This is a genomic window from Trichocoleus sp. ST-U1, from assembly GCF_039961835.1.
Taxonomy (GTDB): Bacteria; Cyanobacteriota; Cyanobacteriia; order Cyanobacteriales; family FACHB-T130; genus FACHB-T130.
In genome coordinates, this window is the sequence record NZ_JAMPJZ010000027.1 from 30,023 (window position 1) to 55,708 (window position 25,686).

Genomic DNA, 25,686 nt, shown 5'->3' on the forward strand with positions numbered 1-25,686 from the left:
AGAACAAGTGCGATCGCGTCACTCCTATTTTTCACATAGCACTTGCAACGGTTGAAACCGAACGCGCAGCCTATCTCTTGGGTGGCTGGTGGGAATCTCTACTGAATCTAGGCGTTGATTTGGTAATAGTTCCCACTGATAACCCCGTAGTAAGTGGGCGGCTACAATTTTCATCTCCATTTTCGCAAATGCTATCCCAATACAAATTCGTGGTCCACCACCGAAACCAATTAAACTAAAGGGACGCTGCTTGTGTTCTTGCCGTTGGGGGCTGAAGCGATCGGGATCGAAACGCTCTGGTTCGGGGTAAACCGTTGCTAGTCGATGAGTCCCGATAATCGAATACACCGCCTGCCACCCAGATGGAACTTGAAAGCCATTAAACTCAAATGGTTTGACGACACCGCGAAAACCACCCCCGACGGGCTGATGCAGTCGTTCAGTCTCGCAGAGAATTCGGTCTAGATAAGGCATTTGCCCTAATTGTTCTAAATTTATTCCTCCCCTAGCCGCAAGCTGCTGCTGTTCTTCCCTGGCGCGTTGCAGAACCTCTGGGTGACGGGCTAACTCCAGGCACAACCAAGTCAGCATTGAAGTGGTCGTTTCATGCCCAGCGAAGAGTAACAGCATTGCTTGGGCGCGGATTTCCTTTTCGCTCATGCCGTTACCGTCTTCATCCTTAGCTTGTAATAAAAGGCTGAGAACGTCTTTAGTCGGATGTTGCTGGCGATCGCGTACCACGTTGCCCAAATGCTCTAAGATTTCGTTACGAGCAGCGATCGCTTTCCCAAACTGCGTAAACGGTAAAGGCAGCGGATTGATGGCAAACAACCCATTCGTTAGTCTTGTAAACAACTGGCTCAACCGTACCGCTTCTGGTCCCGGATTCGTACCCAGCAATAATTGACTAGCAATATCAAACGTTAGCAGTTTGAACTCATCAAACCAGGTAAATTCCTGTTTCTGCTGCCATTTTTCGAGATAGCTTTGCGTAATCGACTCCATTGTGGCAACGTAGTTTCCTAACGCTGCGCCATGCAAAGCTGGCATCATCAGGCGGCGATTTCTCCGATGCTCCTCGCCATCTTGCACAAATAGTGATTCGCCCAGCAGTATTTTAAAATTGTTGGGCCACCCTTCGCGCCACGAGAAACAATCCATGTGGCTGGAGAGAACAAATTCAGCTGCCTCTGGCCCCACCATAAAAACCGTAGGTTTGCCAATAACATGACTCTTAAAGATAGAGCCATATTGCTGATAGCGCTTTTCGATAAATTTGGGGTCGAACACAAACGCGAGTGTTTCGCCAAGCACCGGCAACCCCATCCTACCAGGAGGAAGTTTATCGCTGTTCATTATTGTTAATCTGCGTTAAAAGTTATAAAAAAATGAAGTATAAAGAGAAACTTCAGGGTTCTTCTTTTATACTTCATTTTTTGGTTTATCTAACAGTTAAAGACTGTTTTCAACCTAAATCTAAATCCGTCACGGCACCGACACTGCTAGAAGAAACTAACTTGGCATATTTTGCCAGTACGCCAGTTGTATAACGCGGTTTAGGCGGTTGCCAAGCAGCGCGACGACGCTCTAGCTCTTCATCGGGTACATGAAGGTGTAACAGGCGATCGCGTGCATCAATTGTAATCGTATCGCCTTCTTCCACGAGAGCGATCGCGCCTCCTACAGCCGCCTCTGGGGCTACGTGACCGACAACCATGCCGTAAGTCCCACCAGAGAAGCGTCCATCGGTAATCAAGCCAACAGCATCCCCTAATCCCGCACCAATCAGGGCAGAAGTGGGAGCCAGCATTTCTCGCATTCCAGGGCCACCCTTGGGACCTTCGTAGCGAATCACTAGGACATCTCCACGGTTGATCTTGCCAGCCAGAATGGCTGCTAAAGAAGCTTCTTCAGATTCAAACACCCGCGCTGGGCCGGTTATTGAAGGGGTTTTGACGCCGGTAATTTTGGCAACAGCCCCTTCCGTTGCCAGATTGCCTCTCAGGATAGCTAGGTGCCCTTGAGCATACATCGGGTTATCCCAGGGACGGATAACATCTTGGTCGGTGCGGGGCTGTTCTGGGACATCTGCCAAGACTTCAGCAATGGTTTGTCCGGTGATGGTCAGGGCGTCTCCGTGTAGCAAATCCCGTACCAGGAGCATCTTCATCACCTGGGGAATTCCACCGGCTTTGTGGAGGTCAGTGGCGACATACTGACCGCTAGGCTTGAGGTCGCACAAAACTGGAACGCGGGCGCGAATGGTTTCAAAATCATCCAGGGATAATTCAACCCCAATCGTATGAGCGATCGCGAGTAAGTGCAGCACGGCATTCGTAGAACCGCCCACTGCCATAATTACAGAAATGGCATTCTCAATCGCTTTTCGGGTAACAATCTGTCGCGGTAAAAGTTGTTTTCTAATGGCCTCTACTAGGACAAAAGCTGATTTCTCGGTACTTTCTGCTTTTTCAGCATCTTCTGCTGCCATTGTGGAAGAATAAGGCAAGCTCATCCCCATCGCTTCAAACGCGGAAGACATTGTATTGGCAGTGTACATTCCGCCGCAAGAACCGGCACCCGGACAAGCCTTGCGTTCTACTTGCAGCAACTCATCCGTGTCAATTTTCCCGGCACTGTGTTGCCCCACCGCTTCAAAAGCACTCACAACCGTCAAATCGCGCCCGTTGTGATGTCCCGGTTTAATCGTACCGCCATACACGAAAATAGCCGGAATATTCATCCGAGCGATCGCAATCATCGCTCCCGGCATATTCTTATCGCAGCCTCCAATTGCCAGCACTCCATCCATACTCTGCCCGTTGCAGACAGTCTCAATCGAGTCGGCAATGACTTCCCGCGACACCAGGGAATACTTCATCCCTTCGGTGCCCATTGAAATGCCATCGCTGATGGTGATCGTGCCGAACATCTGAGGCATCGCCCCAGCCACCTTGGCTCCAGCTTCAGCCCGTTTCGCTAAATCATTTAACCCCATATTGCAGGGGGTAATGGTGCTGTACCCATTGGCAATTCCCACAATGGGTTTCGTAAAATCCTCATCTCCAAAACCAACAGCACGTAACATAGCCCGGTTGGGCGATCGCTGTACGCCTTGGGTGACGACTTGGCTTCTCAAATTCTCCGGCATTCTCTGTCCTTAAGATTGCTTTTCGGTGGATCGGCTATTCTCTTTGCAGGTTTGGTGTTTGAGAGAAGGTCTCCCCATATAACTAGATTACAGGAATCTTCTTGTCAAAGAGCTACCCGCTGACAGCTACCAGGTGGCAGCTATTTTGTAACAATTAGAGTTAATTGAGCGGAGTTGAGCGCTCAAGTTAGGAATAAGATTCAGTAGCTAGAGATTAACCTCTAGTTCTCATGATTATTTAGGAGTTTCCAGCCTTGTAAATCTTTGATAGAAAATGCGCGAACTAACAAGTCAGCGCTAGGCTAACGCCTCGCTTCGCTGTTTTCATGCCCAAAGGGCTGTACGCTATTGCCACCCCTCCGCCAAAATTCTAGGCGCGGTGAAGCATAGTGACTTTATCCCACACTTAACCTTACGGTTATAGTGTAAGCTTTCCCAACCTCACGGCTACTGGTTCTAGTATCCAACAGGCAAACTCGCTCAAGCATCTACACTGACTGAATGTCCAACAATTAAACTGACCCAGGCTCCAAACGCGAGTTCCACCGTTTTTGAATCCCGCTCGAAGTGAAGGATCTAAACAAATGTTCGCTCTACCTGTGTACCCAGGAGGTTTTACGCACTCAAGGGTTAGGGAGTGTCGCCTCCTGCTTCAACGTGTCATGGTTCTGTGTCGATCCCAATCGTCGATTAGAACCTTTATTTTTGGCTTTGAGCGTCTGTCATCCCACCCTTGGGCAGTTGGCATAGACTGCGATCGCTATTTTCCTGCCACTCTAGGAGAGGGGTTGAACCCCATCCCTAACGACTGTAGCGGCAGTACCCTGAAGGGAGGTCTAGATGGATGCCGATGAACTGAAACGTCTCTACGCAGCAGGCGAACGAGATTTTCGAGAGGTAAGTCTGCGAAGAGCAGACCTGATGGGAATTGACCTGAGCGAAGCGAACCTGCGGGGAGCAGACCTGCGCGAAGCAAATCTAATTGGGGCATACCTAATCGGAGTCAACCTACGCGAGGCAAATCTCAATGGAGCAGTTCTCCGCGCCAATCTCAGCGAGGCAAATCTTATCGGCGCTAGCCTGATTGACGCCAACCTGAGCGAAGCGATTTTAACTGAAGCGAGTTTACGAGCTGCCAATCTCAGCGGAGCTAACCTCGCCGGAGCTAACCTGAGTCACGCTCTTTTGAGCGAGACTATTCTCCGCGATGCCAATCTGACTGGAGCCAAACTAATTGATGCACCCTTAAGTCGAAGCAACTTGACGAATGCTACGTTGATTGGAGCTGTGCTGGAAGGTGCAAACTTAACGAATGCCATTCTAATTGGAGCCAACCTGGAGAAAGCCAACTTAGCGAACGCTGTTTTAAATGGAGCCAGTGCAATTGGAGCAAATCTCACGCAAGCAGACTTGAGCCGCGCCAAGATGAGCGGAACCAATCTGACAAATGTCATCTTGATTAAAGCCAATCTGAGGGGAGCAAATGTAAGTTGGGCGACTCTGCGAGGAGCGAATCTCACCGGAGCTAACTTGTACAGGTCAAAACTATGCTGGTCAAACCTGACTGGGGCAATTCTCACTGAAGCGGTTCTCATTGACGCTAACCTAAATCGGGTCAATTTCCGTGACGCTGATATGACTGGTGCCATCATGCCTAATGCAGCCACGCACGAGTAGCGAAGTGACAAGTCAGCCCTAAACTAACGCCTTGCTTCGCTGTTTTCATGCCCAAAGGGCTGTACGCGATCGCCAGCCAGATTTTAGATTGGCAATTCATCGAAAATCAATCTAAAATCCAAAATTCCTAAGTCCACGCTAACTGGAAGCAATTTAGAGGCAATAGAAATGGATGGGGATGAGGTTTTAACACGATATGCTGCTGGAGAACGGGATTTCCAGAAGTTAGATTTGAAGGCGGCAAATCTGGAAGGAGCGAACCTACGCCAGGTCGATTTCAGCGAGACGATTCTGGAGGGAGTTAACCTAGCCGGAGCCAACCTGCGGGGGGTGAACCTAACAGGTGCCGATCTGAGTGGGGCAAACTTGAGTCGTGCTGACCTCACGGGTGCCGATCTCACGGGTGCTGACTTGATCGGAACCAATTTTGATAAAGCCAGACTGATTGGAACAAGGCTCGTTAAAACCGAACCGATTGGTGCTGAGTTAACTGGAGCAAACTTAACTGGCGCAAATCTAACTGGCGCAGATATGAGAAGGGCAAACTTGAGCTACGCCAACCTCAGCGATGCAATCTTGTGTGAAGCCAATCTGACTAGCGCCCTCCTCATTGGAGTAAATCTGAATAGAACCGACTTAATTAAGGCGAATTTGAGTCAAGCCGACTTAAGTGAAACTGATTTGAACGGAGCCGATTTAAGTGGAGCGGAAATGAGCGGGACAATTATGCCAGTTGAACACTTTACACCCAGCGAGAGCAAATGAGCCGCGATCGCTGGTAAATTCAACGATCAAATCCCACGATCGCGCCAAACTTAGTGGTAGAGATGCAATTCCTGCCAGTCTTCTACAATCTAGAAGCTAAAATCCAAAATGATATTTTGGATTCGACTCGCTTAAAAATATCACGTGATGGGCACACGCGCTTTCTACCAGTATTAAGAAATTTACAACTAAAATTATTAGGGGCAGTCACTAGTGTGCTACCCCTAAGTCAGAAAATCAGAGACGCAGGGCAACAATGCTGTGCGGAAATGAGCTATGCGGAAATGAGAAATTTACGAGTTATTGGAATCCCCGCCGACAACTTGCGACTTGAGAGCTTTAAACTCCTCGGACAACTCCTGACGATTAGAAGCTCGGAGTAAGTAGCGGTATACAAACCAGGCTGAGTAGCCAATTCCTACCAGTTCAAAGGTCGGCGCTAGCAGAGGAATATCATTAAGCGCATCCAGAACCGCCAGTGTCACCTTCACGGTAATGATGCCAGCTAATATTAGACCTAGAGTGGTCAAGGGGCGCTGGTACTCTGAGAAGAACTCACCTAAGTATTCGGGTAGTTCTGCGAAAAATGCGGAAATTTGTTCTCCAATTTGCTGCCACTTTTCCGTTGATTGGGTGGCTGGGGGTAGAGCTGCCAATTCGCCTGGGGCGTCAACTCTCATTTCTACCTGGGTTTTTTCGGTCTCTGGAGCGGAATAATCAGTTTGCATGGTGTCCATATCCTCCATATCGTTGTTTTAGGTACGATTGTGTATCGTTTAGGCAAGATAGCTGGGTACAATTGCGGGGTGAATTCCTCTTGCTCATATTATCAGACACCCCAAGACCACTTCGCTGAGTCCAGAATTTTCCGGTTAAAACTTAGTGATAATCGGGCGAGCGGTCTCCATGCATCTCCCAAAAGCGGGACGTAGCTAGAGAAAATAAAAAATTAAAAATCAAGAAACTTTTTAGCTCAATCTACGCTGTACGGATATAGATTAGAAACTAAAGCTGAAAAACATACCTAGCAAGCTTTTCGGGCGCAACTAAGCTCTCGGCAATACATAGATTGCCTTATAAATTTTTATTTTTAATTAAATCCTATTGGTCGTATTCCATCACTTTGGCGTAATCGCCCAAAGCATAGCAAGCAACTCGGAGGCTTCCCAGAGCCTGCCCTTCGACTCGGCTGTCTTGGAGGATTCGCGCTATCCTTAAGCGTTGTTCATAGTAGTCAATTGCTTTAGCGTAGTTGCTCAATGCCTCGTAAGCCACTCCTAAATGCGAAAGTGCCTGCTCTTGGGAGCGGAGGTCATCCGTTGCCGAAGCGATCGCTAGGCGTTGCTCTCCATAGTCAATCGCCGCAGAGTAGTCCCCGATTGCGTAGCAGGCGTTCCCCAGATTTCTCAGAATCTGTACCTCAATACGGTGATCTCCAGTCTGCTGCACGAGTGCTAAACGCTGCTTATAGTAGGCGATCGCTTTGACATAGTCGCCCAAAGCGTAGCAAGCATTTCCCAAATTTCTCAGGATCTGACCCTCTGCCTCTTGGTCTTGGAGTTCCCGCGCCACTATTAAACTTTGATGCTGGTATTCAATTGCCGCTGAGTAGTCTCCCAGTGCCTTGTAAGCTAGTCCAAGATTATTCAGCGCCGCCACTTCTGCACTCAAGTCTTTCAGTTCCCGCACGACTAGCAGACTTTGTTGCTGAAACTCAATGGCTTTGGCATGGTTGCCTAAGTGACGGTAGGCATTGCCGATATTTCCCAGCGCTTGACTTTCCAATCGCTGATCGTTGATACTTTGGGCGATCGCTAAACTTTGCCCAGAATACTCAACCGCTTTGGCAAAATTTCCCAAGGCATAGTACACTAGCCCCAAATTGCCGAGCGTTCTTCCTTGTCCTCGCTGGTCTTGAAGTTCGCCGTAGACCGTGAGTGCTTGATGAAAGGATAGTCGTGACGCCTCGAAATGACCGTTTTGGTGCTGCTGGGCACCTTGCTCCAGCAGTCGATCGGCTTCTCCCTTAGTGTAATTATCGGTTTTTGGCTGATGCTGGCTATGAGCGCTAATATCTGTAGGAGGAACAACAGTGATGCGTTCCTCCTCAGGTAGGTCGCCCTCTTGTTGGCTGTTGTGATGGTTAACGCGGCGATCCATATATTTTTCTCAACACCTTGATTCGCTTAGCACCGACTTGCGGTATAAGGCTAGGTCGTCTCTTTTTAGTGTTCCCGGATCGGCTGGTTAAGCTCTCATGCTTTGAACAAATTTTTCAAAAAACCTTACAATTTATCGCTTTAGGCGTTGGAATGCAACCCTTGCTTGCCACTGGACGAACGCTGCTTAGGATTCGGTAGACGCAAATCGATAGCGGGTTTGTTCCCGACATTTTCTAAAAACTTGCGCCTCCCGACTAAAACATCAAGTAGATACAGGCGTTAGAGAGCGATCGCTCTGTTGAATTCCCGCTAAGTTTTGAGCGGTTTCGCTACAGTATACTTCACACGAATTATTCGGACTTTCAACCAGTTTTACCTTATGCAACTTTGCCCCTAATTCCCGGATAGGCTCTTGCAGAAGATTCCGGATATGAATGGCAATATTCTCAGCGGTGGGAACAACTTGGGCAAAATAGGCGATATCCTTGTTCAGGAAAGTATGGTCAAACGGCTCAAGCACATAATCTTCCACTACCTTGTTTAAGGCTCCTAAATCCACAATCATGCCCGTGCGCGGATCAATTTCGCCTTGAACTGTTACTTCCATGTGGTAGTTGTGTCCGTGACCGTTGGGACGAGCGCATTTGCCATAAATCTCGCAGTTCTCTTCGTAACTGAGGTTCGGATGAGCCAGTCTGTGAGCGGCGCTAAAGTGGGTACCAATTGTCAGATAAGCTTCCATTCCGTTTCCTTGATAGTCAGCCCAGAGTTCGGGATGTTCAAATAGTTGAATATTTACCAACGGTAAGTGAGGTGCTAGACGCTGCCAAATGGTTCGCGCGATGTTTTCTGTAGTGGGCAGGGTTTGTTGAAATTCCGACCACACATCGTTGAGATAACAGAAGTCTAGCTGACTGGTGACTTCCTGTTTGATCACCCGTTTGACTTCAGACAAGTTTTGCACCATGCCATACTCATCCAGATCCCCGGCAAGGGAGACAAACAAAACGTAGTTGTGTCCGTGTCCGGGCGACTGAGTGCAGCGACCAAACGCTTGTATATTCTCCGCTTGACTCAATTCTGGCAGCCAATAACGGTGGCTCGCCGAAAACTGAGCGCGGCGGTTGATGATGCATCTCATAAGTCCAGTAACCAGCAGAATTATTAAGTTACGTAAATCATTCCCTTTATTCAGGATAATCGAAATTTAGGCGGGGATCTCCAATCTTTCTTGAAAAACTGCATCGGCAAAGTGAGAATTCAAAAGCGAAGATTCGCTCTCTAAAGCTCTTGAATATGCCACACTGAAGAACGGGAGAGAGTAGGCGCAGGTGGTTGCAGATTTGCTGTTTGTGCGAGTCTGAGGAAAGTCCGGGCTCCCGAAAGACCAAACTTGCTGGGTAACGCCCAGTGCGGGCGACCGTGAGGATAGTGCCACAGAAAGATACCGCCGGGATAATTAAACATTAAAAATGCAAAATGAAGAATTTTTAATGTTTAATTATCCCGGTAAGGGTGCAAAGGTGCGGTAAGAGCGCACCAGCAGCGTCGAGAGGCGCTGGCTCGGTAAACCCCGGTTGGGAGCAAGGTAGGGAATCACGGTTGGTCTTTTTCCGATTCCGTTTTAAAACCGCTTGAGGCGTCTGGTAACAGGCGTCCCAGATAGATAACCGCCCTTCCAGCGGCACTGCTGCTGTGGAGAACAGAACCCGGCTTATGACCGACTCTCTCCCTTAAATTGCTTTACTGTTGTGAACAAGAGCTAGAGAGGCGAGGGTGAGTCTAGATCGAGAAACTCTCCGGCTCAACAGGCATTTGAAAAATTGGGTAAATTGAGCGATCGCCTATCGAGTCTTCCCGGAAAAACAGGACGAGCAAAGCCCAGTGTTAGTTGGCGATCGCGATCGCGCTTGTAGAGGCTGTACAAACGAGCGGTCGGAAAAGTAATCCTTTTCTAAGGCTAAATCAATTTAATTAATGAATTCAGTGAAGCTTCATGTAAAAATGAGCTTGTTTTTCTCTTGATGCAGTCACAAAAGTCAAGACTTCAAGAAATTTTGCATAGCCACCCGTAGCATTTAGCGGTAATCTGTCTGCCAGAAGCGATATTTACACGATTTTGAACTCTTGTTAATCAGGGTGGCTTAGTGGACATATCATTGTTCCGCTCGATTGCGAACCAATACCAAGAATTGCGCGGTATTCACACGATCGCAACGATGAACGTTATCGGCGATCTGCTCGAAGATCAGTTGCTCAACCACAAACTTCCGGTTGATTTGTTTGCTGGCTTCCAGCGTTTCTCTCACTTCCTCGAACATCTCCGTCGATATAGTTACTTAGGCGAGGTATGTCGGCGGGTCTTTATATTTGGTGTTCCCGACGTTCATCCCCCCGAAATTCCGGGAATCGAATTTATTGGGCTTGAGCCTAACTCAGCCTTGTCCAGGGAGCGGTTTTGGCTGGTTGATACCCCCGATTTCTGGACGGCGGTATTGACTCAAGCTGTGGAAGGGCCAGAACGCAACAGCAGTAGTCAAAGCTTTGATGGGCTGTGGTCTTACGATGAAGAGGTAGTGGCGCGGGTTTCGTTGCTGATGTCCCAAGTTATGGGGACGTTTTACCAGCCGATCCGAACGCGAAACTACGTTCAGCAAAGTGCCCACATTGCCGAAATTAATGGACGCCTGCTGGGACGGCTCAAAGAAGCCGAACTCACGAGTCACCGCCGTTGGGTGCAGCTTTCTACCTTGCATAAATTTTCCACCGCTCTATCGCAGTATCAGCCTTTGCCTTGTATATTGCGAGATGCGGTGCAGATATTATTTACCAATTTTGGTGCCGCCGATGCCGTCATTGCCCTCAACTTGAACAATGACAATTTTATGGTGGTTTCCGCAGCAGGCAACATCAGCACCAACAAACCAATTGTCGGAATTAGCGATGGAGCTAGCGGTAAAGCAATCGGTGAGGGTAGATTGATTTATGTCGAAGATGTACGCCAGAATGGTTTGATGGAACCCCTGATGCCCACGGCTCAAACGTTAATGGCAGCCCCGTTGCAAGGTCGTCGTCGCGTTTACGGTGTGGTGACGGTTGGTGGTAGAGAACCGAAGCAATGGAATGAGGAAGACGGTCAGACTGTGATGGCGATCGCTAAAATGCTGGCGGTACTCATCGAACAGAAGACCCAGCTCAGCGGGGATGTCGTGTTACAACTCAGACGTGCCAAACACTTAGAGCAGACAATCTCCAAGTTGCGTCAACCCATCGCCCGCCTGCGCGATTTGCAGCAAAAACTCCGGGAAGAAGTCCACCTCTTACCAATTCAACGAGAACTGATGGCTCAGGTTGAGGCGCTGTTCAGTGATGTTGCAAAAATGATTGGGGTTCCCCTAAGTCCAACGCATTCCCATGAATCTCAGCTATCCTCCTCGTCAAAAGCAGCTGCAAAGTCTGATCCAAAAGTTAGGGCTTCCACCGCAGGTACCAGTGCAGTGGTCGCTCCTCAACTTAGCGCTCACCCACCCCACAATTTCGACAACGGCGAACTATGAGCAATTGGAGTTCCTGGGGGATGCGGTAGTGCGGATGGCAGCGTCTGAATTTTTATGGGAAGTTTATCCTGATTGTTCTGTGGGTGAATTTTCGGCAATTCGGAAGGTACTGGTGAGCGATCGCACCTTAGCCGGTATTGCAGATAGTTACGGACTAGATCGCTACCTGTTAATTTCTGAAAGTGCAGCAGGTGACAAAGCAGGTCTTACCTCGCGGTTGGCAGACGCCTTTGAAGCGGTGTTGGGTGCCCTGTACCTGAGTACGCATACCTTAGAGCTGGTGCGTCCGTGGCTAGATTCTCATTTTAAACAACTGGCATCCGAAATTCGGACAGACCCAGCCTACCAAAACTACAAGGACGCCCTCCAGGAATGGACGCAAGGTCATTACCAAATGCTGCCAGAATATCGCGTCCAGGAAACCAGACGAATTCACGGCGATCCAGAGCGCTTCACCGCCGAGGTTTGGCTGCAAGGGCGTCGATTGGGTCAAGGTAAGGGACATTCTAAAAAAGCTGCCGAACAAGCTGCGGCGAGGGAAGCTTTTTTAGCCATTAGCAATTAGCCTAGTTCATGGCTAATTGAAGACTGGTTAATGGCGAATGACAATGAACAATTAGCCAGTCTTTAATAAACAACGAACAATAAACAACGATGAAAACTGGAATTGCTGTGTTGGGGGCTGGACGCTGGGGTGTACATCTCGTGCGGAATTTCCTAGAGCATCCTCAATCCCGCTTGGTCGCGGTATTAGACCCGAAGCAGGAGCGCCTGGAAGCACTTCGAGAACGGTTTAAGTTAGATGACAGCGTGCTGCTAACAACCGAATGGTCCCAGGTGCAGCAGATGCCGGAAGTCGAGGCAGTTGCGATCGCAACCCCAGCCACGACACACTACACCTTGATCGCCGACGCTCTCCGGCAAGGCTATCACGTCTTATCAGAAAAACCACTCACCCTCGATCCGTCTGAATCCTTGGAACTGTGCCGATTAGCAGAACAACAGCACCGGCAACTCTTCGTAGACCACACCTATTTGTTTCACCCAGCGGTTGAACGCGGTAAAACCGCAATCCAATCTGGAATTCTCGGAGATTTGCGCTATGGCTACGCCACCCGTACCCATCTAGGTCCTGTGCGCCAGGATGTTGACGCACTCTGGGACTTAGCCATCCACGATATTAATATTTTCAACAATTGGCTTCAGGCAACGCCAACTCAGGTGCAAGCCAGCGGCACCGTTTTTTTGCACCAAGAAGCCGGAATGAAAGATGAAGTCAATTCTCAGACTCCTCCCTCATCCCTGATTCTTCATCCTTTAAGAGACCTTGTTTGGGCGACACTCACCTACCCTAGCGGCTTTCAAGCCTTCATTCATCTGTGCTGGCTGAATCCTGATAAACAGCGTCGCCTGTGTGTGGTGGGGAGTGAGGGAACTTTGATTTTTGATGAGTTACAAGTAGAGGCACCGCTAACCATTCAGCATGGACGCTTTGAAAATACCAGTGCTGGTCCTTATACGCCCGCCAATCAAAGCCGGGAAGTATTGAGCATAGAACCGGGCGAACCTTTAGGGCGAGTTTGCGATCGCTTTTTGAGCTGTATCCACCAGAATCAATCTTCAGAGATTTCTTCGGGATGGGTGGGTGCCCAGCTGGTACAGATTCTTCGATGTCTGAGCGAATCTTTACAACAGGGAGGACTGACGGTTACAGTTCCCCAGTCCGTGAAAAATTAAAGCTTCTTCAATTTTTCCTCTTTCAAGGCGATCGCGAAATCTTACGTTTCCCTGTATGTAAACAGAGAGATTGAGAAAGAGTCTGAGGTAAATTTTCATCATTGAGATGCCTTCTATAAACCCCTCCTCGTTAACGAGGAGGGGTTTCATTCCGCAGTCAAACAGATAGCTGAATTCTTAATTTTTTGCCGCATTCGTAGACTCAAGAGTTGGCAACACTGAAGTATCAATCATGGGCACGGCAATCTCCACAGTTGTGCCCAGACCAGCTCCTGCACTTGATAGCGTAATGCTACCTCCCATCAGTTCCATTAAGTTCCGAGAAATTGCGAGTCCCAGACCTGTGCCGCCAAATTTCCGAGTCGTCGTGCCATCAATCATGACAAAGGGGCGAAAGAGCTTATGCTGTTGATTCGGATCAATACCAATCCCTGTATCGTGAACTGTTACAACAACACGCGCAGAAGGCACGAGACGCTCTTTGAGAGAGTTCGCAGTTCCTGTTAGAAGGCTTCGAGAAAGGTTAGAAGCTCCATTCGAGATGCTAGAGGCATCTTCTCCTCTAACTTCTTGCCCATTGCTCACAGATGCCGCCGCCTGGATTTTTGTTTGTTCTTCATGACTCACTGTCGCGGCTTGAGTGACCCCATTCGATAAATGAGAGCTAGGAGGGACAGAATTCCCCACTGCCTGTTCTTTGCCATAACTAGTCTCTATCCGGGTGGTAATCGTAACGCTGCCTTTTTCAGTAAATTTAGTCGCATTGCCAACCACATTTAGCAGCACCTGCTTGAGTTTTGCGGGGTCAGTACGAACAGGAATCGATTCTGGCAAATCTGGCGTATTAAACTGCAAACCTTTTTGCTGAATCGGAACAGCCTGTAAATCAATCACTTCCTTAAGCAACTTTCGCAGATCGACTGCCTCCATAACGACGGAAAGCTTACCCGCTTCAATTTTGGCAATATCCAGAACGTCATTGATGATTCCCAGGAGGTGAATCGCTGCATCATCCGCTCGCTGTAAGAAATCCATCTCTTCTTCGCGGTCATCGCAGCAGTCATCGCGTACCAGGCGAATGCAACCAATGATCGCATTCAAGGGAGTTCTTAGTTCGTGAGAAGTATTCGCTAGAAACTCATTTTTCAGCTGATTCGCTGCTTGTGCTTCTTTCCAGGCTGTTTCGATTTCTTCTGCCCATGCTTTCAGTCGCTCCACCATATTATCGAGGGCCTCCGATAATTGATTGAATTCCCGGATTTTGAAGTTTTGAGGAACTCGATCTGTAGAGTGAAAGTGCCCTTTCGACCCAGCGTAGTCTCTCAATTGCTCCAATGGCAGCGCCAGTTCGCGAGAGATATACAGCGTTGCCAGCAGGCTAGCGGCGATTAAGCCAAATGTCAGAATCACCAACACCTGTTGAATTTCTTTTAGACCCGATAAGGCACTATCTAAGCGAGTGACGGCTAAGATAACCCACTGGCGATCTGGCTGGTTGCTAATCGGGCTGAGAATTGGGGTATACCCTGCGAGTAATTCCACACCGTTTTTCTCGAAAGAAAACAAGTGCAGAAAATCATTTCTACCCGCGATCGCGTTTTTCATGACCGTTTCGAGCCTTTCCCCATCTGCCTCCTGCTTAATATTTCTTCCAACTCGCTGGGTAATCGGATGCGCCAAAATGGTTCCATCCTGGTCAATCACCACTGGATAGCCACTCAGAGACCCTGGTTTGGCACGCTCTTGTTTCAGTAGAGCTGATTGGACACTCAGGGCATAACGCAGAGAACCCGTGCTGTCATAAACAGGCGCACTGAAAATCAATCTTAGTTGGCTTTTTGGGCTGGGTTGATTCTCTTTAACAGTTGAATTCAGGGGGGAGATGCCTGGAAGCAGCGATTTCACCTGCACCTTGGAAGTATCTAACAGTAATTCCTGTTGCTGCTGGGGCCAGTGACTTGCATCTAGCGTACTAATGGGTTTCTCCCCACAAGTGCTGGCAGCAATGTTTCCGGTCTCGACGTTGATGAGTTGAATGCACTGGACTTGCGTTGGCAATTGTTGGGCGAGTTGGTTTAAAAATTTTTGATGCGCTTCGGGCGATCGCGATTGCAGTACGACTGCTTCACTTGCAGTCACTAAGTTGGCAGAGAGCGCTTTAATTGACTCGCTCATGCTCTCTCCTTTTCTCACTGCACTTTCGGTAAGATTTTGGCGAGCGGTTTCCAGTATGCTAGATCGTGCTTTTCTGTAGGTTACATACACCCCCATCAGCAGTACCGGGACGCTCAAAAGCAAAATGCGTGACAGCAGGATGCGACGGAAGGAGGATTGACCCGGCTTAGCCATAGGACTTCTCTAATTTGAGGTGTAAAACCCAATAGCAAGAATTCTCAAAAATCACCCCATCAGAGTGGGGGTATTGATTAGCCTACTTTTTTCTGGGTTAATCGTGTTGGTAGAGCGATACTGTTTGACAGATCCATTCCATCCTAGAACGGTTCCAGATCCTCGTATACTCTGGAAAGGTTGACTTTGTGGAATCTCTACACTAATTCCCGTAATATAAGCAATTCTTAAACTTTAATTAAATATTTGAGCGACCAGCAGCGATGACGGGATTTGTCTGGAAACGCCCTTCTACGACAGTTGTTTTGGCAATGAGTGCCGATGGCAAGATTGCGGATATTCGTCGCGATCGCGCCCGATTTTCGTCTCCAGCGGATCTGGCGCACCTGGAAAAACAGATTGCCCAAGCGGACGGAGTTTTATTTGGCGCAGGGACTCTCCGCGCTTACGGTACGACGCTGAGCGTCACGAATCCCGATTTGCTCCGCTGGCGACAACAGAGAGGGCGATCGCCCCAACCAGTCCAAATTGTTTGCTCTCAATCAGCCAATTTCGACTCCCAATGGCGCTTTTTTAGTCAACCCGTACCTCGGTGGTTACTTACAGGAGAGGCGGGTGCCAAGCGCTGGCAAGGATGCTCAGAATTTGAGCGGGTTCTAGAGGTGGAGGCAACGACAGATGGAATTAGCTGGATTGCTGCTTTTCAACAGCTCTGGGAGCTAGGCTTGGAACATCTCGCTGTCCTAGGAGGTGGGGAACTCGTAGGTGCTTTAGTGGCGGCTGATTTAATCGATGAATTCTGGTTCACGGTTTGTCCGTTAATTTTAGGAGGAGCGACAGCACCGACGCCAGTAGAAGGTTCTGGATTTTTGGCAGATTTTGCACCTAGGCTGGAACTCTTGTCAGTCGAGTCGATTGAGCAAGAAGTTTTTCTACACTACCGGCGGCAGCGTCAGTTGAATTTGGTAATTGTAGATGAAAGTTGACAATTATTTGCACAATCTCTATTGCACGAACGAAACAGAAATGATGTTGAAAATCGCTCGGACACTCATTGTTAGGATTTATAAACTAATTTGACCCAGAAGAAGCGATCGCGCCTGTTTCGGCTGTGCTTATCTCAGACAAGTGTGCGATCGTACACTTGTCTCAGATGACCTTGAGTAATTAGGCGGGGAGTATCAAACCTCCGTGTATAAAAATTGCTTCTCCGTTAATCCCTAGGAGCAATTTTTTGTCAGCGATTATAAAAAAAAAGAAACTCAGCCAGGAACTTTCCTTTTGGGTAAACGTCACCTGCCAACCTCAATCCCTAACAAATGAAAAGGAATCCAAAGCGTTAGTAGCGACTGACACAATATTGTTGTAGAATTCCAGCAAGTATGGTGTGTTTTGAGGAGTTTTAGACCCGTGAAATCCCAGTGGAGAATAGAGAAAACAGCATCCTCAGCGCTAGTGTTTACAGCCTTTGGCTTACTAGCAGTTAGCCTCTCCCCGGCGATTGCAGCCACCGATATCGACCCAACCACAGCTGCTGAGGCAGTCCAGTCTTCAACTCAGGGATTCTCGACATCTACAGATTTAGCGACAGGAACGGATGTAACCAAGGCAAAAACGACAGCAAATTCGCTGGCGGCAGCTGCATCCGAGAGCACACTCGCATCGGCGAATGTACTGCCAGAACTAAAAGCATCGCAGACGGAATCGGCAGCAAGTTCGCCTAGTTTAGCGGCAACTCAAGAATCTGCCACTGCGGTAAATTTAACCCCCCCAACTGAAACAAGCCAGTTGCAACCGGCAGCTAGTTTACCAAAATTTTCGACTACAAAGTCTCCTATTTTGTCTGCTAGCCGTCGCAGCTTGGATACATCTTTCACTGCATCTGCAACAACAAAAGAGGCTCGCACTCTTGTAGACGCAGCAACTGTTAGCAATCCCAACACCCTGCAAGCTCAAGCGCTGCCCTCTGAAGAGGCTAGCGAACAAGTGCTTCCAGCGGGCGATCCTTTGGAAATGGGAAACCCAGAGGACATGGAAGCCAACCCATTGGATCAAGTCACCAATGTGTCCCAGTTGAGCGATGTGGAACCAAGCGACTGGGCTTACGAAGCATTGCGAAGTCTTGTAGAGCGTTACGGCTGTATTGCAGGCTATCCTGATGGCACTTTTCGCGGCAACCGGGCACTCAGTCGCTATGAATTTGCCGCAGGGGTGAATGCCTGTCTTCAGCAAATTGAGAAATTAATTGCCGCTAGTTCGGCTGATGCAGCTACCGAAGCGGATTTAGAAACCCTGCGACGACTCGTTGATGAGTTTGGACCGGAACTGGCGACCCTGCGGACGCGGGTAGATAACCTGGAAGGTCGTACCGCCTTCTTGGAAAGCCATCAGTTCTCAACCACGACGAAGCTATTTGGACAGGCAGTTGTCGGCGTTCAGGGACGGAATGAGAATGAATTTGAGTTGTTCCTGAACCGAAAATCAACTGGGAACCAATTAGAAGACCAGAATACAAATCCCAACGTCATTAGCAACGTCCAGTTAAGTTTGTTCACCCAGTTCAGTCCTCGCAGCCTGCTGCTGACTGGATTGCAAGCGGGTTCTGGAAATTCGGGACCTCGTTTGCTCAATAACGACATGGTCTTCTTGGGATATGAAGGAGACACCGGGAACGACATTGTACTGAGCGACCTAACTTATCGTCAGTTAATTGGTAATAACTTTGCCTTCATCATCGGTCCGGAAGGAGTTAACCCAGTGAACGTTTTCCGGGGAGCAAACCGCGTAGAAAGTGCCGGTCAAGGGCCGCTTTCCCGCTTTGCTCAACGCAACCCAATTATTAATACCGGGGGACGTGGAGGCTTAGGCTTTGACTGGCAAGTCAATCCACGGATCAGTTTACAAGGCGTCTACTCTGCCAGCAGACCCGCAGATGCTTTTCGTGGGGGTATCGGCGGTGGACAAGATGGAGAAACCGCAGCTGGCTTGCAGTTAGTCGTATCGCCGCTGAATACGCTTGATATTGCTCTGCAATACGTCAACTCCTACTCTCCGTTTGGAAGATTGGGGACTGGCGTTGGCGATGATTTGGTTCTCTTACCGACTCCGGCAGGCAGAGGACCGATTAATACGAATGCTTTTGGTGCCAGTTTAGAATTCCGAGCAACGCCCAACATTACAATTGGCGGTTGGGGCGGCTACACGACTTCTGACCCGCAAGGAATATCAGGAAATGTAGAGACATTCAATTGGATGGCTTACCTCAATTTCCCCGATCTGCTTGGTGAAGGCAACCTCGGCGGTATTTATGTCGGTCAGCCGCCCAAAATTACCAGTAGTGACCTGCCAATTGGAAGAAACTACCCTGATTTTATTAGTGAGGGTGGCTTTGGAGATGAAGGCGGTCAGCCAGGAAGTACAACTCACGTAGAAGCTTTCTACCGCTTCCGGGTTTCTGACAATATTACGGTCACGCCAGGGGTGATCGTATTATTTAATCCGCTTCACAACCAGGACAACGACACAATCACAATCGGTGCCATCCGAACCACTTTTACTTTCTAAAAGTGGGCTGAAAAGTAGCGATCGCTTTGTCAGGGAGATTCATTCAAGGATCTCCCTGATAATTTTCTAAAAACATTAGAAATAACTTCGTAAGTAATTTCAACGCAAACCTCGCAACAGCCGAAAATAGAACAATTTTTTAAGTGTATTTACGTATATAAAACGGGTAAATAACTTTACAAAAACTTTGCAAAAAACTGGGAACTCGTTGAGAAACCAAACAGTCATTTATCCAAACACGGGCACAAGCAAAGCCAAGCAAGTATGACCTAGTTCTACTTAATGCTAGTCACACTTGCCCTAATGCTTATTCAATCAGGATGCTGTTATTACTCTCTTCTAATACTTGTAGTTCTGAGCTTGCTCAGGATGAATGCTGAAGAAACTTATGATCCCCTGTTGACTATCGAATTGAGCTAGATTCTGCTATTCACCCTGTCCTCTTATACTCACTGATGGAGTCCTAACATGATTGCGAAATCAACTAAGTATGCTGTTTGTTTCGGTATCGCTGGAGGCTTGGCGATCGCTCTAGCTCCCACGGCTCACGCACAGACAACTACGACGAGTGCGCCTGCCCCTACTACGACTTCCGCTACAAGCACTCAATCCCAGTCGATCTCGATCACAGGCGGTCTGTTAGGAGGACAAGCAGCCTTCTTTTCACCTTTACAGTCACAGACGACTTCTGGGACTACTGCTGGTGCAAGTAGCCCGGTTTTGTTTGACGCTGCTGTCACCACACTGCAACTGCAAACAACTTCCGGTAACACCAGCTCTGCTCGCTTCGTACCCCAGGCAGCAGACTTCAAAGACGTCGGTGCTGGCAACGTTGGTCGTCCTGGAAAAGATGACAAAGGTAGCTTAGTCGGTACCCTATCCGGTCTAGCCTTCACTTCTGGTGGCGCAGCTGTTCCCTTCTCGAACATCCCCACGAAACTAGACTTTACTCTGAATTCCTTTGCCAGCAGCGCCTTTTTGGGCGGTTCGCTGATTGCTCCTAAGGAGACAGGTTCGGCTCCGCTGGTTTTCCTGCCCGTTACAAACGTCAAACTATCTACTCAGTCTCAGGCTAACTACACTGCCAAATCTGGGGTTTTAGAAGTTGGTAATTTTGAAGGTAAACTCACTGCGGGCAATATTGGTTTGCCGACATCCCTGAAGTTCAATGGCGGCAGCTCTGTTCCTCTTCCTCCATCTACTAGCTTGGGGCAAAAGACAAAATTTGAGCTAGAAGGTCAAGGATTCGGCACCTTAAGCAGCACTTTTTCCGATCAACCTAGTACAACAGGCGGCACCACAACAGGCGGCACCACAACAGGTGGCACCACAACAGGTGGCACCACAACCGCAACCGGCACCGGCACAACCAGCGGAACTACGACCGCAACCGGCACGCAATCTGGTACTCAAACTCCCTGCGGTTGCGATACTGACACCGCAACTACAACCGATAGCGACGACTCACAAACAAGTAGTCAAATTACAACCGCTAGTGGCACCGGCACCGGCGACGCACAAACCTTTAGCAGCACTAACAAGGTAGCCTTCAGCAGCAATAATGCTCAAACCAAATTCAAAATTGAAGGCGAAAAATTCAAGATTGAGGGCACCGGAGTTGGCACAGACATTAAACTCGGTGGCACCACTAAGCTTGAGCTGACAAATCCCAGCGCTTTTAGCAATTCTGCCATCAAGTTCAAAGTTACAGGCGAAGGGAATGGCATCACCTCGATAAATGGCAACACCACGGTTGGCTATCTAAGCGATAACAGCAAAACCCAGTTTGAATTTGGGCAAGAAGGATCGAACGCCTTCAAACTCAAAGGTGAAAGTCAAGGTCGTACCCAATTCACTGTTGGTGCAGTTGCCAGCCAATTGGGTGGAACAAGTGGATACGATGTTGCTACGAACAATACCTCTTACCAGAGCAGCAGCAGCTCCTACTCGACAGGTGCAGGTGCAGCTACAGGCCAAAACACAGGCTTTGGTTCTAAAACAAGCTTGAGCTACAACCTCATCTTCCAAAATGATGGTAACTTTAACACCGTCATCAACAACTCTAGCGGCAGCTTCGGTGGTGGCAGCATAGGTACAGGTAGCAGCGGCGGCACCAGCGGCGGTGGTAGCTTCGGCGGCAGCACAGGCGGCAGCACAGGCGGCAGCACAGGTGGTAGCACAGGCGGCGGCACCAGCACTGGTAGTACAGGTGGTAGCGGCGGCGGCAGCGGTACCAGCACTAGCGCCGAGGGGAACGGCGGATCGCTTATCACCATTTACAACAGCACAACCTTCAATCTGATTTCTCTGTCTAATTCCTTCGTCCAAAGTTCTAATAAGGTCTACAACGTTGCTTCCACGTCTAGTGGCCCTGTTGGAGTCTTTGTGGAGAAAGGTCGTGGCAAGCAAAGATTGCTGGTTGTGCGCCAAAATAGCCGAGGTCTGGCTCTCGGTACCTACAAACAGAAGAAAGGTCGGGCAGTCGCAGCCTATCAGTCAGTGGGACCAGAAAGCCGTCTAGGTTTTGGGTTGGTCGGTCTGCGTCAGGTTTCAACCGAGCAGGTTACTAACGTGGAAGGTGACGCTGGCGCTGAAACCAACGACAACACCAACACCAACACCAACACCAACACCAACACCAATACCAACACTAACGACAACACCAACACCAACACCAACGACAATACCAACACCAACACCAACACCAACACCAACACCAACACCAACACTAACGACAACACCAACACCAACACCAATGACAATGGTGATGACGATGGCGATGATGATGGTGATGACGATGGCGATGACGATGATGCGAACACATCGACTCCTGAAGCCGATGACGAGGGCGATGATGATGGCGATGATGATGGCGATGACGATGACGCCAGCACATCGACTACTACTCCAACCACAGGTGGTACAGAAGGCTTAAATGCTGCCCCATCCAGCGATACAACAGCCCCTGCTACTCAACAATAGTCACAACTCAAACAGATAGCGCGCTATCTGTTTGAAGACAAAGGTTTAGCTCATGCTCCTGAAAGCAGGAAAATAGACCAACAACAAGGTGTTCTAGTTTGAGTTAGACAAATCGTATAGCGATCGCCTCCAGTCCATGACTTGGAGGCGATTTTTTTGGCACGTATATCCACAAACAACAAAGGGGGCGCACGTTCAACGTGCGCCCCCTTTCTAAACAATAAAACAGCTTATTTACTTACAATTCCCGACCACTGGACTTTTTTGAGCTTGTCCCGCCGGTAAGAGAAGAAACGGTCTGGTTCCTGGTAGGTGCAGTGAGGCGCGATCGCGATCTGTTCGCTAGAAATTCCCAGTTGTTCTAGTTGCAGCTGATTGACTCGCCGCACATCCAGTCGCACCCGTCCTGGTTGCGAATCGTCTAATAACGGTGAATGTGGTAACTGTTGCAAGGCATCAAGAATGGATTCTGTATCTTGCTGCGGATCTTTATCTGGTAAGATGCTGGCTCCGACTTCAGATGCCACATTTACAGACACCTGATAGACATCACCCGCGATCGCGGGACCCATCGCAATCAGCAGATTTTGGAGTTGACTGCCGGAAGCTAGGAAACGGGCGATCGCTTGGGGGACAATTCTAGTAGCAGTCCCGCGCCAACCCGCATGAATCGCTGCCACCTGTCCCGTGTGGGGGTCGGCGATTAAAACCGGCGTGCAATCGGCACTGCACACCCACACTGCCTGCTGAACCTGCTCGCTGACAATCCCATCAGCGGGGGGTAGTGAGTCCCCCTCTTGGCCTTCACTGGTTGCCGCTTCGATCCCTGAGGGCGTCATCACCGTATTGCCATGCACCTGTTTCACTCGATAAACCCTAGCATCCGGCTGTAAAACGCTGACTAATTCAGCCGGAGAACGGGGCGAAAATTGTTGAGTAAAAAATCCGTGAGACCAGCGTTCTAGCAAGCTACAAGTTAGATAGGGCAATCCTTCCCAAGTCCGCCAGTGCCAGGTATTTATAGAAGTTTGTGATTCTCCTGCGCCCAGGTTCAAATTGGTGCGGGAAAGCATCGCCATTCGGAACTCCTGAAATATCGGTGACATTATGCTAACTTATGCTACGAATCAATTTGTTAGCAACCGTGGCATTCGATCGGCATTGTCTGGAAGCCTTTTTAGGGGATGTTTCTCTACCGCTTTCTTTCCATATCTTTGAGACTTTACCTTCCACAAATCAAACCCTTTGGGAACTGCTCGATCGAGGAGCAACACCGGGAACCGTTGTCATTGCCCTTCAGCAAACCGCTGGGCGGGGTCAGTGGGGACGCCAGTGGCAATCCAGTACAGGCGGACTTTACCTATCTATCGCGCTCGCTCCCGATTTAGTCGCAACCAATAGCGCCCATTTGACCCTATGCAGCGCTTGGGGAATTGCTACCACATTGCGGAGTTACGGCATCCCAGCGTTGATTAAATGGCCAAATGACCTAATCTTGTGCAAACGCAAATTAGGGGGCATTCTCACCGAAACTAGAGTGCAACAAGGACGGATTACCAAAGCCGTTGTGGGTGTGGGAATTAACTGGGCGAATCCAGTCCCGGAAACTGGCATCAATCTGGAATCCTTTTTGCAGCAGCAGCCAATCGAAGCGAATGCCTTACACGCACGGTTCGCTAACGCCTTGGAAAGATTAGCGGCAATAACTTTGCAGGGTATTTTATCCGGATATCGACACGTTTCCCTAGAAGGAATAGACGCCCTACTTCCCGCTTACGTAGAGCTTCTCAGTTGCAGGGGGCGTTCTGTCATCGTAGACGGACGCTCTGGAGTCATTGTGGGTGTCGCATCCACCGGCGAACTTCAAGTCCGCTTGAACTCTTTAGCAGCTGCCGAGGAAATCTGCCTCAAGCCCGGTACAATCAGTCTTGGCTATGATGGGTAATTTTCCACAAGCTCTGGGAGTGAAAATAGATGGGGTAAACGACAATAACCATGTCTTTACACCAAAAACACTAACCAGTATGACCCTATAGAGTGAGTGAGATGAGGAGTGATTCGGAAATGAGCCAGCGAAACCACCCTAGTTGTACTCAGTTTGGTCTGTTTTGCCGCCGTCCCCTGGTGCAGGGACTTAGTTGGATTGGAGGTATCGGTGTCCTCAGCAGCGGCTTAGTTTGGGCACAAAGCGATCCAAGCGTAGATACAATAGGCACGCCTACCACTCAAGAGGCACCGCCTACTGTAAAAATGGAGACCCACTCCCCGCGAAGAACTGAGCCGACGGTTGTTCGTCGCCGTTCAGTTTCAGCGCCAGAACCAGAGCCAAATGTTGTACGCCGTCGCTCGGCTCCAGCAGCAGAGAACGCTTCATCGGGTGTCCGTCGTCGCCAATTGGCTCGTCAGCGTGCGTTAGAGACAACATCTGTCCGTCGCCGTCGCCGTTCTGCTCCAGAACCCGCAGTTGTCCGTCGTCGCTCGCTTCCAGTATCAGCACCAGAGACTTCGGTCGCTGTTCCAAGAAAAGCAAAGCTTTCTCCTCCCAGGTTGGTGGAGCCAAACACGATTTCTTATGTAAAGCCTCCCAAGCTTAGACCGAGCAAAGCTGAAAAGAGCGGGATAAGTTCCAGCGATTACAACAATAGTTATATCGATCCGACTGACTATAGTGTTGGTGCAACGAGTCGAGGCAAGGAGCCGATTCGTTCTTACGATGAACCACCTGCCGTTGTGCTGTCGGAACGGTCAACAGGATGTCAAAGAGTCTTGCAGAGCGGGCAAGGTTTATCTGGTGGAAGCTGTGGTGTTGCACGGATCCCTTCTAGGAACACCAACCGTCTAAGGGAAACTGCTAGATTAACCTACCCGACCAGAAGCCGTAGGGAGTACGCAAGTGACACAGACGTACCGGAAGCATTACGGACCTCTGGCTTGGCGAATCGTAGAGTCAGCCGCGCCCGTTTGGCGGTAAACCAGCCAGAACGGGAGATCCGTCAGCAAATCTTGGTTGCCTCTGCAAGTCCTGTCGCAATTAGCCCAAGAAGCGATCGCCCTCAAGGCATTCGCTCAATTAACCGTCGTCGATCTAGGTCTTTGGGTTCCTCTGCCGTTACTCGATCGACGGCGATCGCTTCTAATAACGTTGGCAGCAGCCAAAGCTCTATTCCATTCAATGTGCCCGAATACAAAGCCCCGATTCCCACCATTTTCCGGGGCTTGGCTAACGGCAATACCAGTTTAATTTTCCCACTGGCGATTCCTGCGCCAATTACCTCGCTTTTCGGTTGGCGGACGCATCCAATTTCCGGCACTCGCCGGTTCCATGCAGGTACTGACTTAGGGGCACCTCTGGGTACACCCGTTCTGGCAGCTTTTGCGGGGAAGGTTGCGATCGCTGACTGGATGGGCGGCTATGGTCAAGCTGTTGTCCTCAAACACAACGAAACCCAAGAAACTCTCTATGCTCACCTGTCGGAAATTTTGGTTCAACCCGGTCAACAGATCGAACAAGGAACCGTGATTGGGCGGGTTGGTAGTACCGGCAATTCTACAGGTCCCCACCTTCACTTTGAAATCCGCCAGCTAACGCAAGAAGGCTGGATGGCGGTGGACTCAGATGCCTACTTGGAATATGGTCTGGCGCAAATGATTAAAGCTTTGCAAACCGCCCATTCTGCTCCCGCAGCTCCAGCAACGTCATCGGCTCCGTTAACCCCGCAACCAGGTAGCTAAGAATTAAAAA

The 25,686-nt window shown here is 49.3% G+C and carries 19 protein-coding genes and 1 other RNA gene; 12 read left to right on the forward strand and 8 right to left on the reverse strand.

Going from position 1 to position 25,686, the window contains the following annotated elements:
• Positions 1 to 24: 24 nt before the first annotated feature.
• A complete protein-coding gene (locus NDA06_RS12280) occupies positions 25 to 1,356 on the reverse strand; it encodes a cytochrome P450 (protein WP_190986305.1) in 1,332 nt (443 codons plus the stop codon).
• A gap of 109 nt (positions 1,357 to 1,465) precedes the next feature.
• Positions 1,466 to 3,151 (reverse strand): dihydroxy-acid dehydratase, encoded by a 1,686-nt coding sequence (gene ilvD / locus NDA06_RS12285; protein ID WP_190986306.1) that lies wholly within the window; start codon positions 3,149 to 3,151, stop codon positions 1,466 to 1,468.
• A gap of 662 nt (positions 3,152 to 3,813) precedes the next feature.
• On the opposite strand from ilvD, the gene NDA06_RS12290 reads away from it, so the two are divergent.
• The 3 genes from NDA06_RS12290 to NDA06_RS12300 all read left to right on the forward strand — a co-directional run bounded on the left by NDA06_RS12290 (position 3,814) and on the right by NDA06_RS12300 (position 5,593).
• Complete coding sequence (locus tag NDA06_RS12290; protein ID WP_190412807.1) at positions 3,814 to 4,005, forward strand: hypothetical protein; 192 nt, start codon at positions 3,814 to 3,816, stop codon at positions 4,003 to 4,005.
• Positions 3,992 to 4,828 (forward strand): pentapeptide repeat-containing protein, encoded by an 837-nt coding sequence (locus tag NDA06_RS12295; protein ID WP_190412806.1) that lies wholly within the window; start codon positions 3,992 to 3,994, stop codon positions 4,826 to 4,828. Before NDA06_RS12290 ends, NDA06_RS12295 begins: the two co-directional genes overlap by 14 nt.
• A gap of 168 nt (positions 4,829 to 4,996) precedes the next feature.
• A complete protein-coding gene (locus tag NDA06_RS12300; RefSeq protein ID WP_190986307.1) occupies positions 4,997 to 5,593 on the forward strand; it encodes a pentapeptide repeat-containing protein in 597 nt (198 codons plus the stop codon).
• 293 nt (positions 5,594 to 5,886) lie between these two features.
• Here NDA06_RS12300 and NDA06_RS12305 read toward each other — a convergent pair whose 3' ends face one another.
• The 3 genes from NDA06_RS12305 to NDA06_RS12315 form a co-directional block, all read right to left on the reverse strand.
• Positions 5,887 to 6,273, reverse strand: a complete 387-nt coding sequence (locus NDA06_RS12305) for a CAAD domain-containing protein (RefSeq protein ID WP_347275920.1) — start codon at positions 6,271 to 6,273, stop codon at positions 5,887 to 5,889.
• A gap of 421 nt (positions 6,274 to 6,694) precedes the next feature.
• On the reverse strand, positions 6,695 to 7,753 hold the full coding sequence (locus NDA06_RS12310; protein WP_190412803.1) for a tetratricopeptide repeat protein: 1,059 nt from the start codon (positions 7,751 to 7,753) through the stop codon (positions 6,695 to 6,697).
• A gap of 264 nt (positions 7,754 to 8,017) precedes the next feature.
• Positions 8,018 to 8,896, reverse strand: coding sequence for a 6-carboxytetrahydropterin synthase (locus NDA06_RS12315; protein ID WP_190986308.1), 879 nt, complete (start codon positions 8,894 to 8,896; stop codon positions 8,018 to 8,020).
• A gap of 176 nt (positions 8,897 to 9,072) precedes the next feature.
• Between NDA06_RS12315 and rnpB the strand changes: the two genes are divergently transcribed.
• An RNA gene (gene rnpB, locus NDA06_RS12320) (RNase P RNA component class A) lies at positions 9,073 to 9,488 on the forward strand.
• A gap of 71 nt (positions 9,489 to 9,559) precedes the next feature.
• Here rnpB and NDA06_RS12325 read toward each other — a convergent pair.
• Positions 9,560 to 9,682, reverse strand: coding sequence for a hypothetical protein (locus NDA06_RS12325; protein WP_277877569.1), 123 nt, complete (start codon positions 9,680 to 9,682; stop codon positions 9,560 to 9,562).
• Between the two features lie 220 nt (positions 9,683 to 9,902).
• Here NDA06_RS12325 and NDA06_RS12330 point away from each other — a divergent pair, with 220 nt between their 5' ends.
• The 3 genes from NDA06_RS12330 to NDA06_RS12340 all read left to right on the forward strand — a co-directional run bounded on the left by NDA06_RS12330 (position 9,903) and on the right by NDA06_RS12340 (position 13,049).
• Positions 9,903 to 11,312: a DICT sensory domain-containing protein gene (locus NDA06_RS12330; protein WP_190412801.1), complete on the forward strand. Its 1,410-nt coding sequence runs from the start codon at positions 9,903 to 9,905 to the stop codon at positions 11,310 to 11,312.
• On the forward strand, positions 11,248 to 11,877 hold the full coding sequence (gene rnc, locus NDA06_RS12335; protein WP_190412910.1) for a ribonuclease III: 630 nt from the start codon (positions 11,248 to 11,250) through the stop codon (positions 11,875 to 11,877). Before NDA06_RS12330 ends, rnc begins: the two co-directional genes overlap by 65 nt.
• Before the next feature lie 89 nt (positions 11,878 to 11,966).
• Positions 11,967 to 13,049 carry a Gfo/Idh/MocA family oxidoreductase gene (locus NDA06_RS12340; RefSeq protein WP_190412800.1) on the forward strand — a complete coding sequence of 361 codons (1,083 nt, stop codon included), beginning with the start codon at positions 11,967 to 11,969 and terminating at the stop codon, positions 13,047 to 13,049.
• Between the two features lie 177 nt (positions 13,050 to 13,226).
• On the opposite strand, the gene NDA06_RS12345 is transcribed toward NDA06_RS12340, so the two are convergent.
• A complete protein-coding gene (locus NDA06_RS12345) occupies positions 13,227 to 15,398 on the reverse strand; it encodes a sensor histidine kinase (RefSeq protein ID WP_190986309.1) in 2,172 nt (723 codons plus the stop codon).
• Positions 15,399 to 15,661: 263 nt separating this feature from the next.
• Between NDA06_RS12345 and NDA06_RS12350 the strand changes: the two genes are divergently transcribed.
• The 3 genes from NDA06_RS12350 to NDA06_RS12360 all read left to right on the forward strand — a co-directional run bounded on the left by NDA06_RS12350 (position 15,662) and on the right by NDA06_RS12360 (position 21,944).
• Positions 15,662 to 16,384 carry a RibD family protein gene (locus NDA06_RS12350; RefSeq protein ID WP_190986310.1) on the forward strand — a complete coding sequence of 241 codons (723 nt, stop codon included), beginning with the start codon at positions 15,662 to 15,664 and terminating at the stop codon, positions 16,382 to 16,384.
• Between the two features lie 424 nt (positions 16,385 to 16,808).
• Positions 16,809 to 18,962, forward strand: a complete 2,154-nt coding sequence (locus tag NDA06_RS12355; protein ID WP_347277041.1) for an iron uptake porin — start codon at positions 16,809 to 16,811, stop codon at positions 18,960 to 18,962.
• A 468-nt stretch (positions 18,963 to 19,430) separates the two neighbouring features.
• On the forward strand, positions 19,431 to 21,944 hold the full coding sequence (locus NDA06_RS12360) for a hypothetical protein (protein WP_348251735.1): 2,514 nt from the start codon (positions 19,431 to 19,433) through the stop codon (positions 21,942 to 21,944).
• A gap of 230 nt (positions 21,945 to 22,174) precedes the next feature.
• Here the strand turns inward: NDA06_RS12360 and pgeF are convergent, their stop codons facing one another.
• The gene (gene pgeF, locus NDA06_RS12365; RefSeq protein ID WP_190986317.1) at positions 22,175 to 22,966 is read right to left on the reverse strand and encodes a peptidoglycan editing factor PgeF; all 792 of its coding nucleotides are present in this window, start codon (positions 22,964 to 22,966) and stop codon (positions 22,175 to 22,177) included.
• Between the two features lie 95 nt (positions 22,967 to 23,061).
• Here pgeF and NDA06_RS12370 point away from each other — a divergent pair, with 95 nt between their 5' ends.
• Positions 23,062 to 23,889, forward strand: coding sequence for a biotin--[acetyl-CoA-carboxylase] ligase (locus NDA06_RS12370; RefSeq protein ID WP_190429672.1), 828 nt, complete (start codon positions 23,062 to 23,064; stop codon positions 23,887 to 23,889).
• Positions 23,890 to 24,008: 119 nt separating this feature from the next.
• Entirely contained in the window at positions 24,009 to 25,676 is a 1,668-nt protein-coding gene (locus NDA06_RS12375; protein WP_190429673.1) for a M23 family metallopeptidase, read from the forward strand.
• Positions 25,677 to 25,686: the final 10 nt, after the last annotated feature.

Excerpts from the sequence above, each read along its gene's own strand:
- ilvD (WP_190986306.1), bottom strand. The coding sequence starts at position 3,151 with ATGCCGGAGAATTTGAGAAGCCAAGTCGTCACCCAAGGCGTACAGCGA.
- NDA06_RS12310 (WP_190412803.1), bottom strand. The coding sequence starts at position 7,753 with ATGGATCGCCGCGTTAACCATCACAACAGCCAACAAGAGGGCGACCTA.
- NDA06_RS12305 (WP_347275920.1), bottom strand. The coding sequence starts at position 6,273 with ATGAGAGTTGACGCCCCAGGCGAATTGGCAGCTCTACCCCCAGCCACC.
- NDA06_RS12280 (WP_190986305.1), bottom strand. The coding sequence starts at position 1,356 with ATGAACAGCGATAAACTTCCTCCTGGTAGGATGGGGTTGCCGGTGCTT.
- NDA06_RS12345 (WP_190986309.1), bottom strand. The coding sequence starts at position 15,398 with ATGGCTAAGCCGGGTCAATCCTCCTTCCGTCGCATCCTGCTGTCACGC.
- NDA06_RS12300 (WP_190986307.1), top strand. The coding sequence starts at position 4,997 with ATGGATGGGGATGAGGTTTTAACACGATATGCTGCTGGAGAACGGGAT.
- NDA06_RS12290 (WP_190412807.1), top strand. The coding sequence starts at position 3,814 with ATGGTTCTGTGTCGATCCCAATCGTCGATTAGAACCTTTATTTTTGGC.
- NDA06_RS12370 (WP_190429672.1), top strand. The coding sequence starts at position 23,062 with ATGCTACGAATCAATTTGTTAGCAACCGTGGCATTCGATCGGCATTGT.
- NDA06_RS12340 (WP_190412800.1), top strand. The coding sequence starts at position 11,967 with ATGAAAACTGGAATTGCTGTGTTGGGGGCTGGACGCTGGGGTGTACAT.
- NDA06_RS12375 (WP_190429673.1), top strand. The coding sequence starts at position 24,009 with ATGAGCCAGCGAAACCACCCTAGTTGTACTCAGTTTGGTCTGTTTTGC.
- NDA06_RS12315 (WP_190986308.1), bottom strand. The coding sequence starts at position 8,896 with ATGAGATGCATCATCAACCGCCGCGCTCAGTTTTCGGCGAGCCACCGT.
- NDA06_RS12350 (WP_190986310.1), top strand. The coding sequence starts at position 15,662 with ATGACGGGATTTGTCTGGAAACGCCCTTCTACGACAGTTGTTTTGGCA.
- NDA06_RS12360 (WP_348251735.1), top strand. The coding sequence starts at position 19,431 with ATGATTGCGAAATCAACTAAGTATGCTGTTTGTTTCGGTATCGCTGGA.
- NDA06_RS12295 (WP_190412806.1), top strand. The coding sequence starts at position 3,992 with ATGGATGCCGATGAACTGAAACGTCTCTACGCAGCAGGCGAACGAGAT.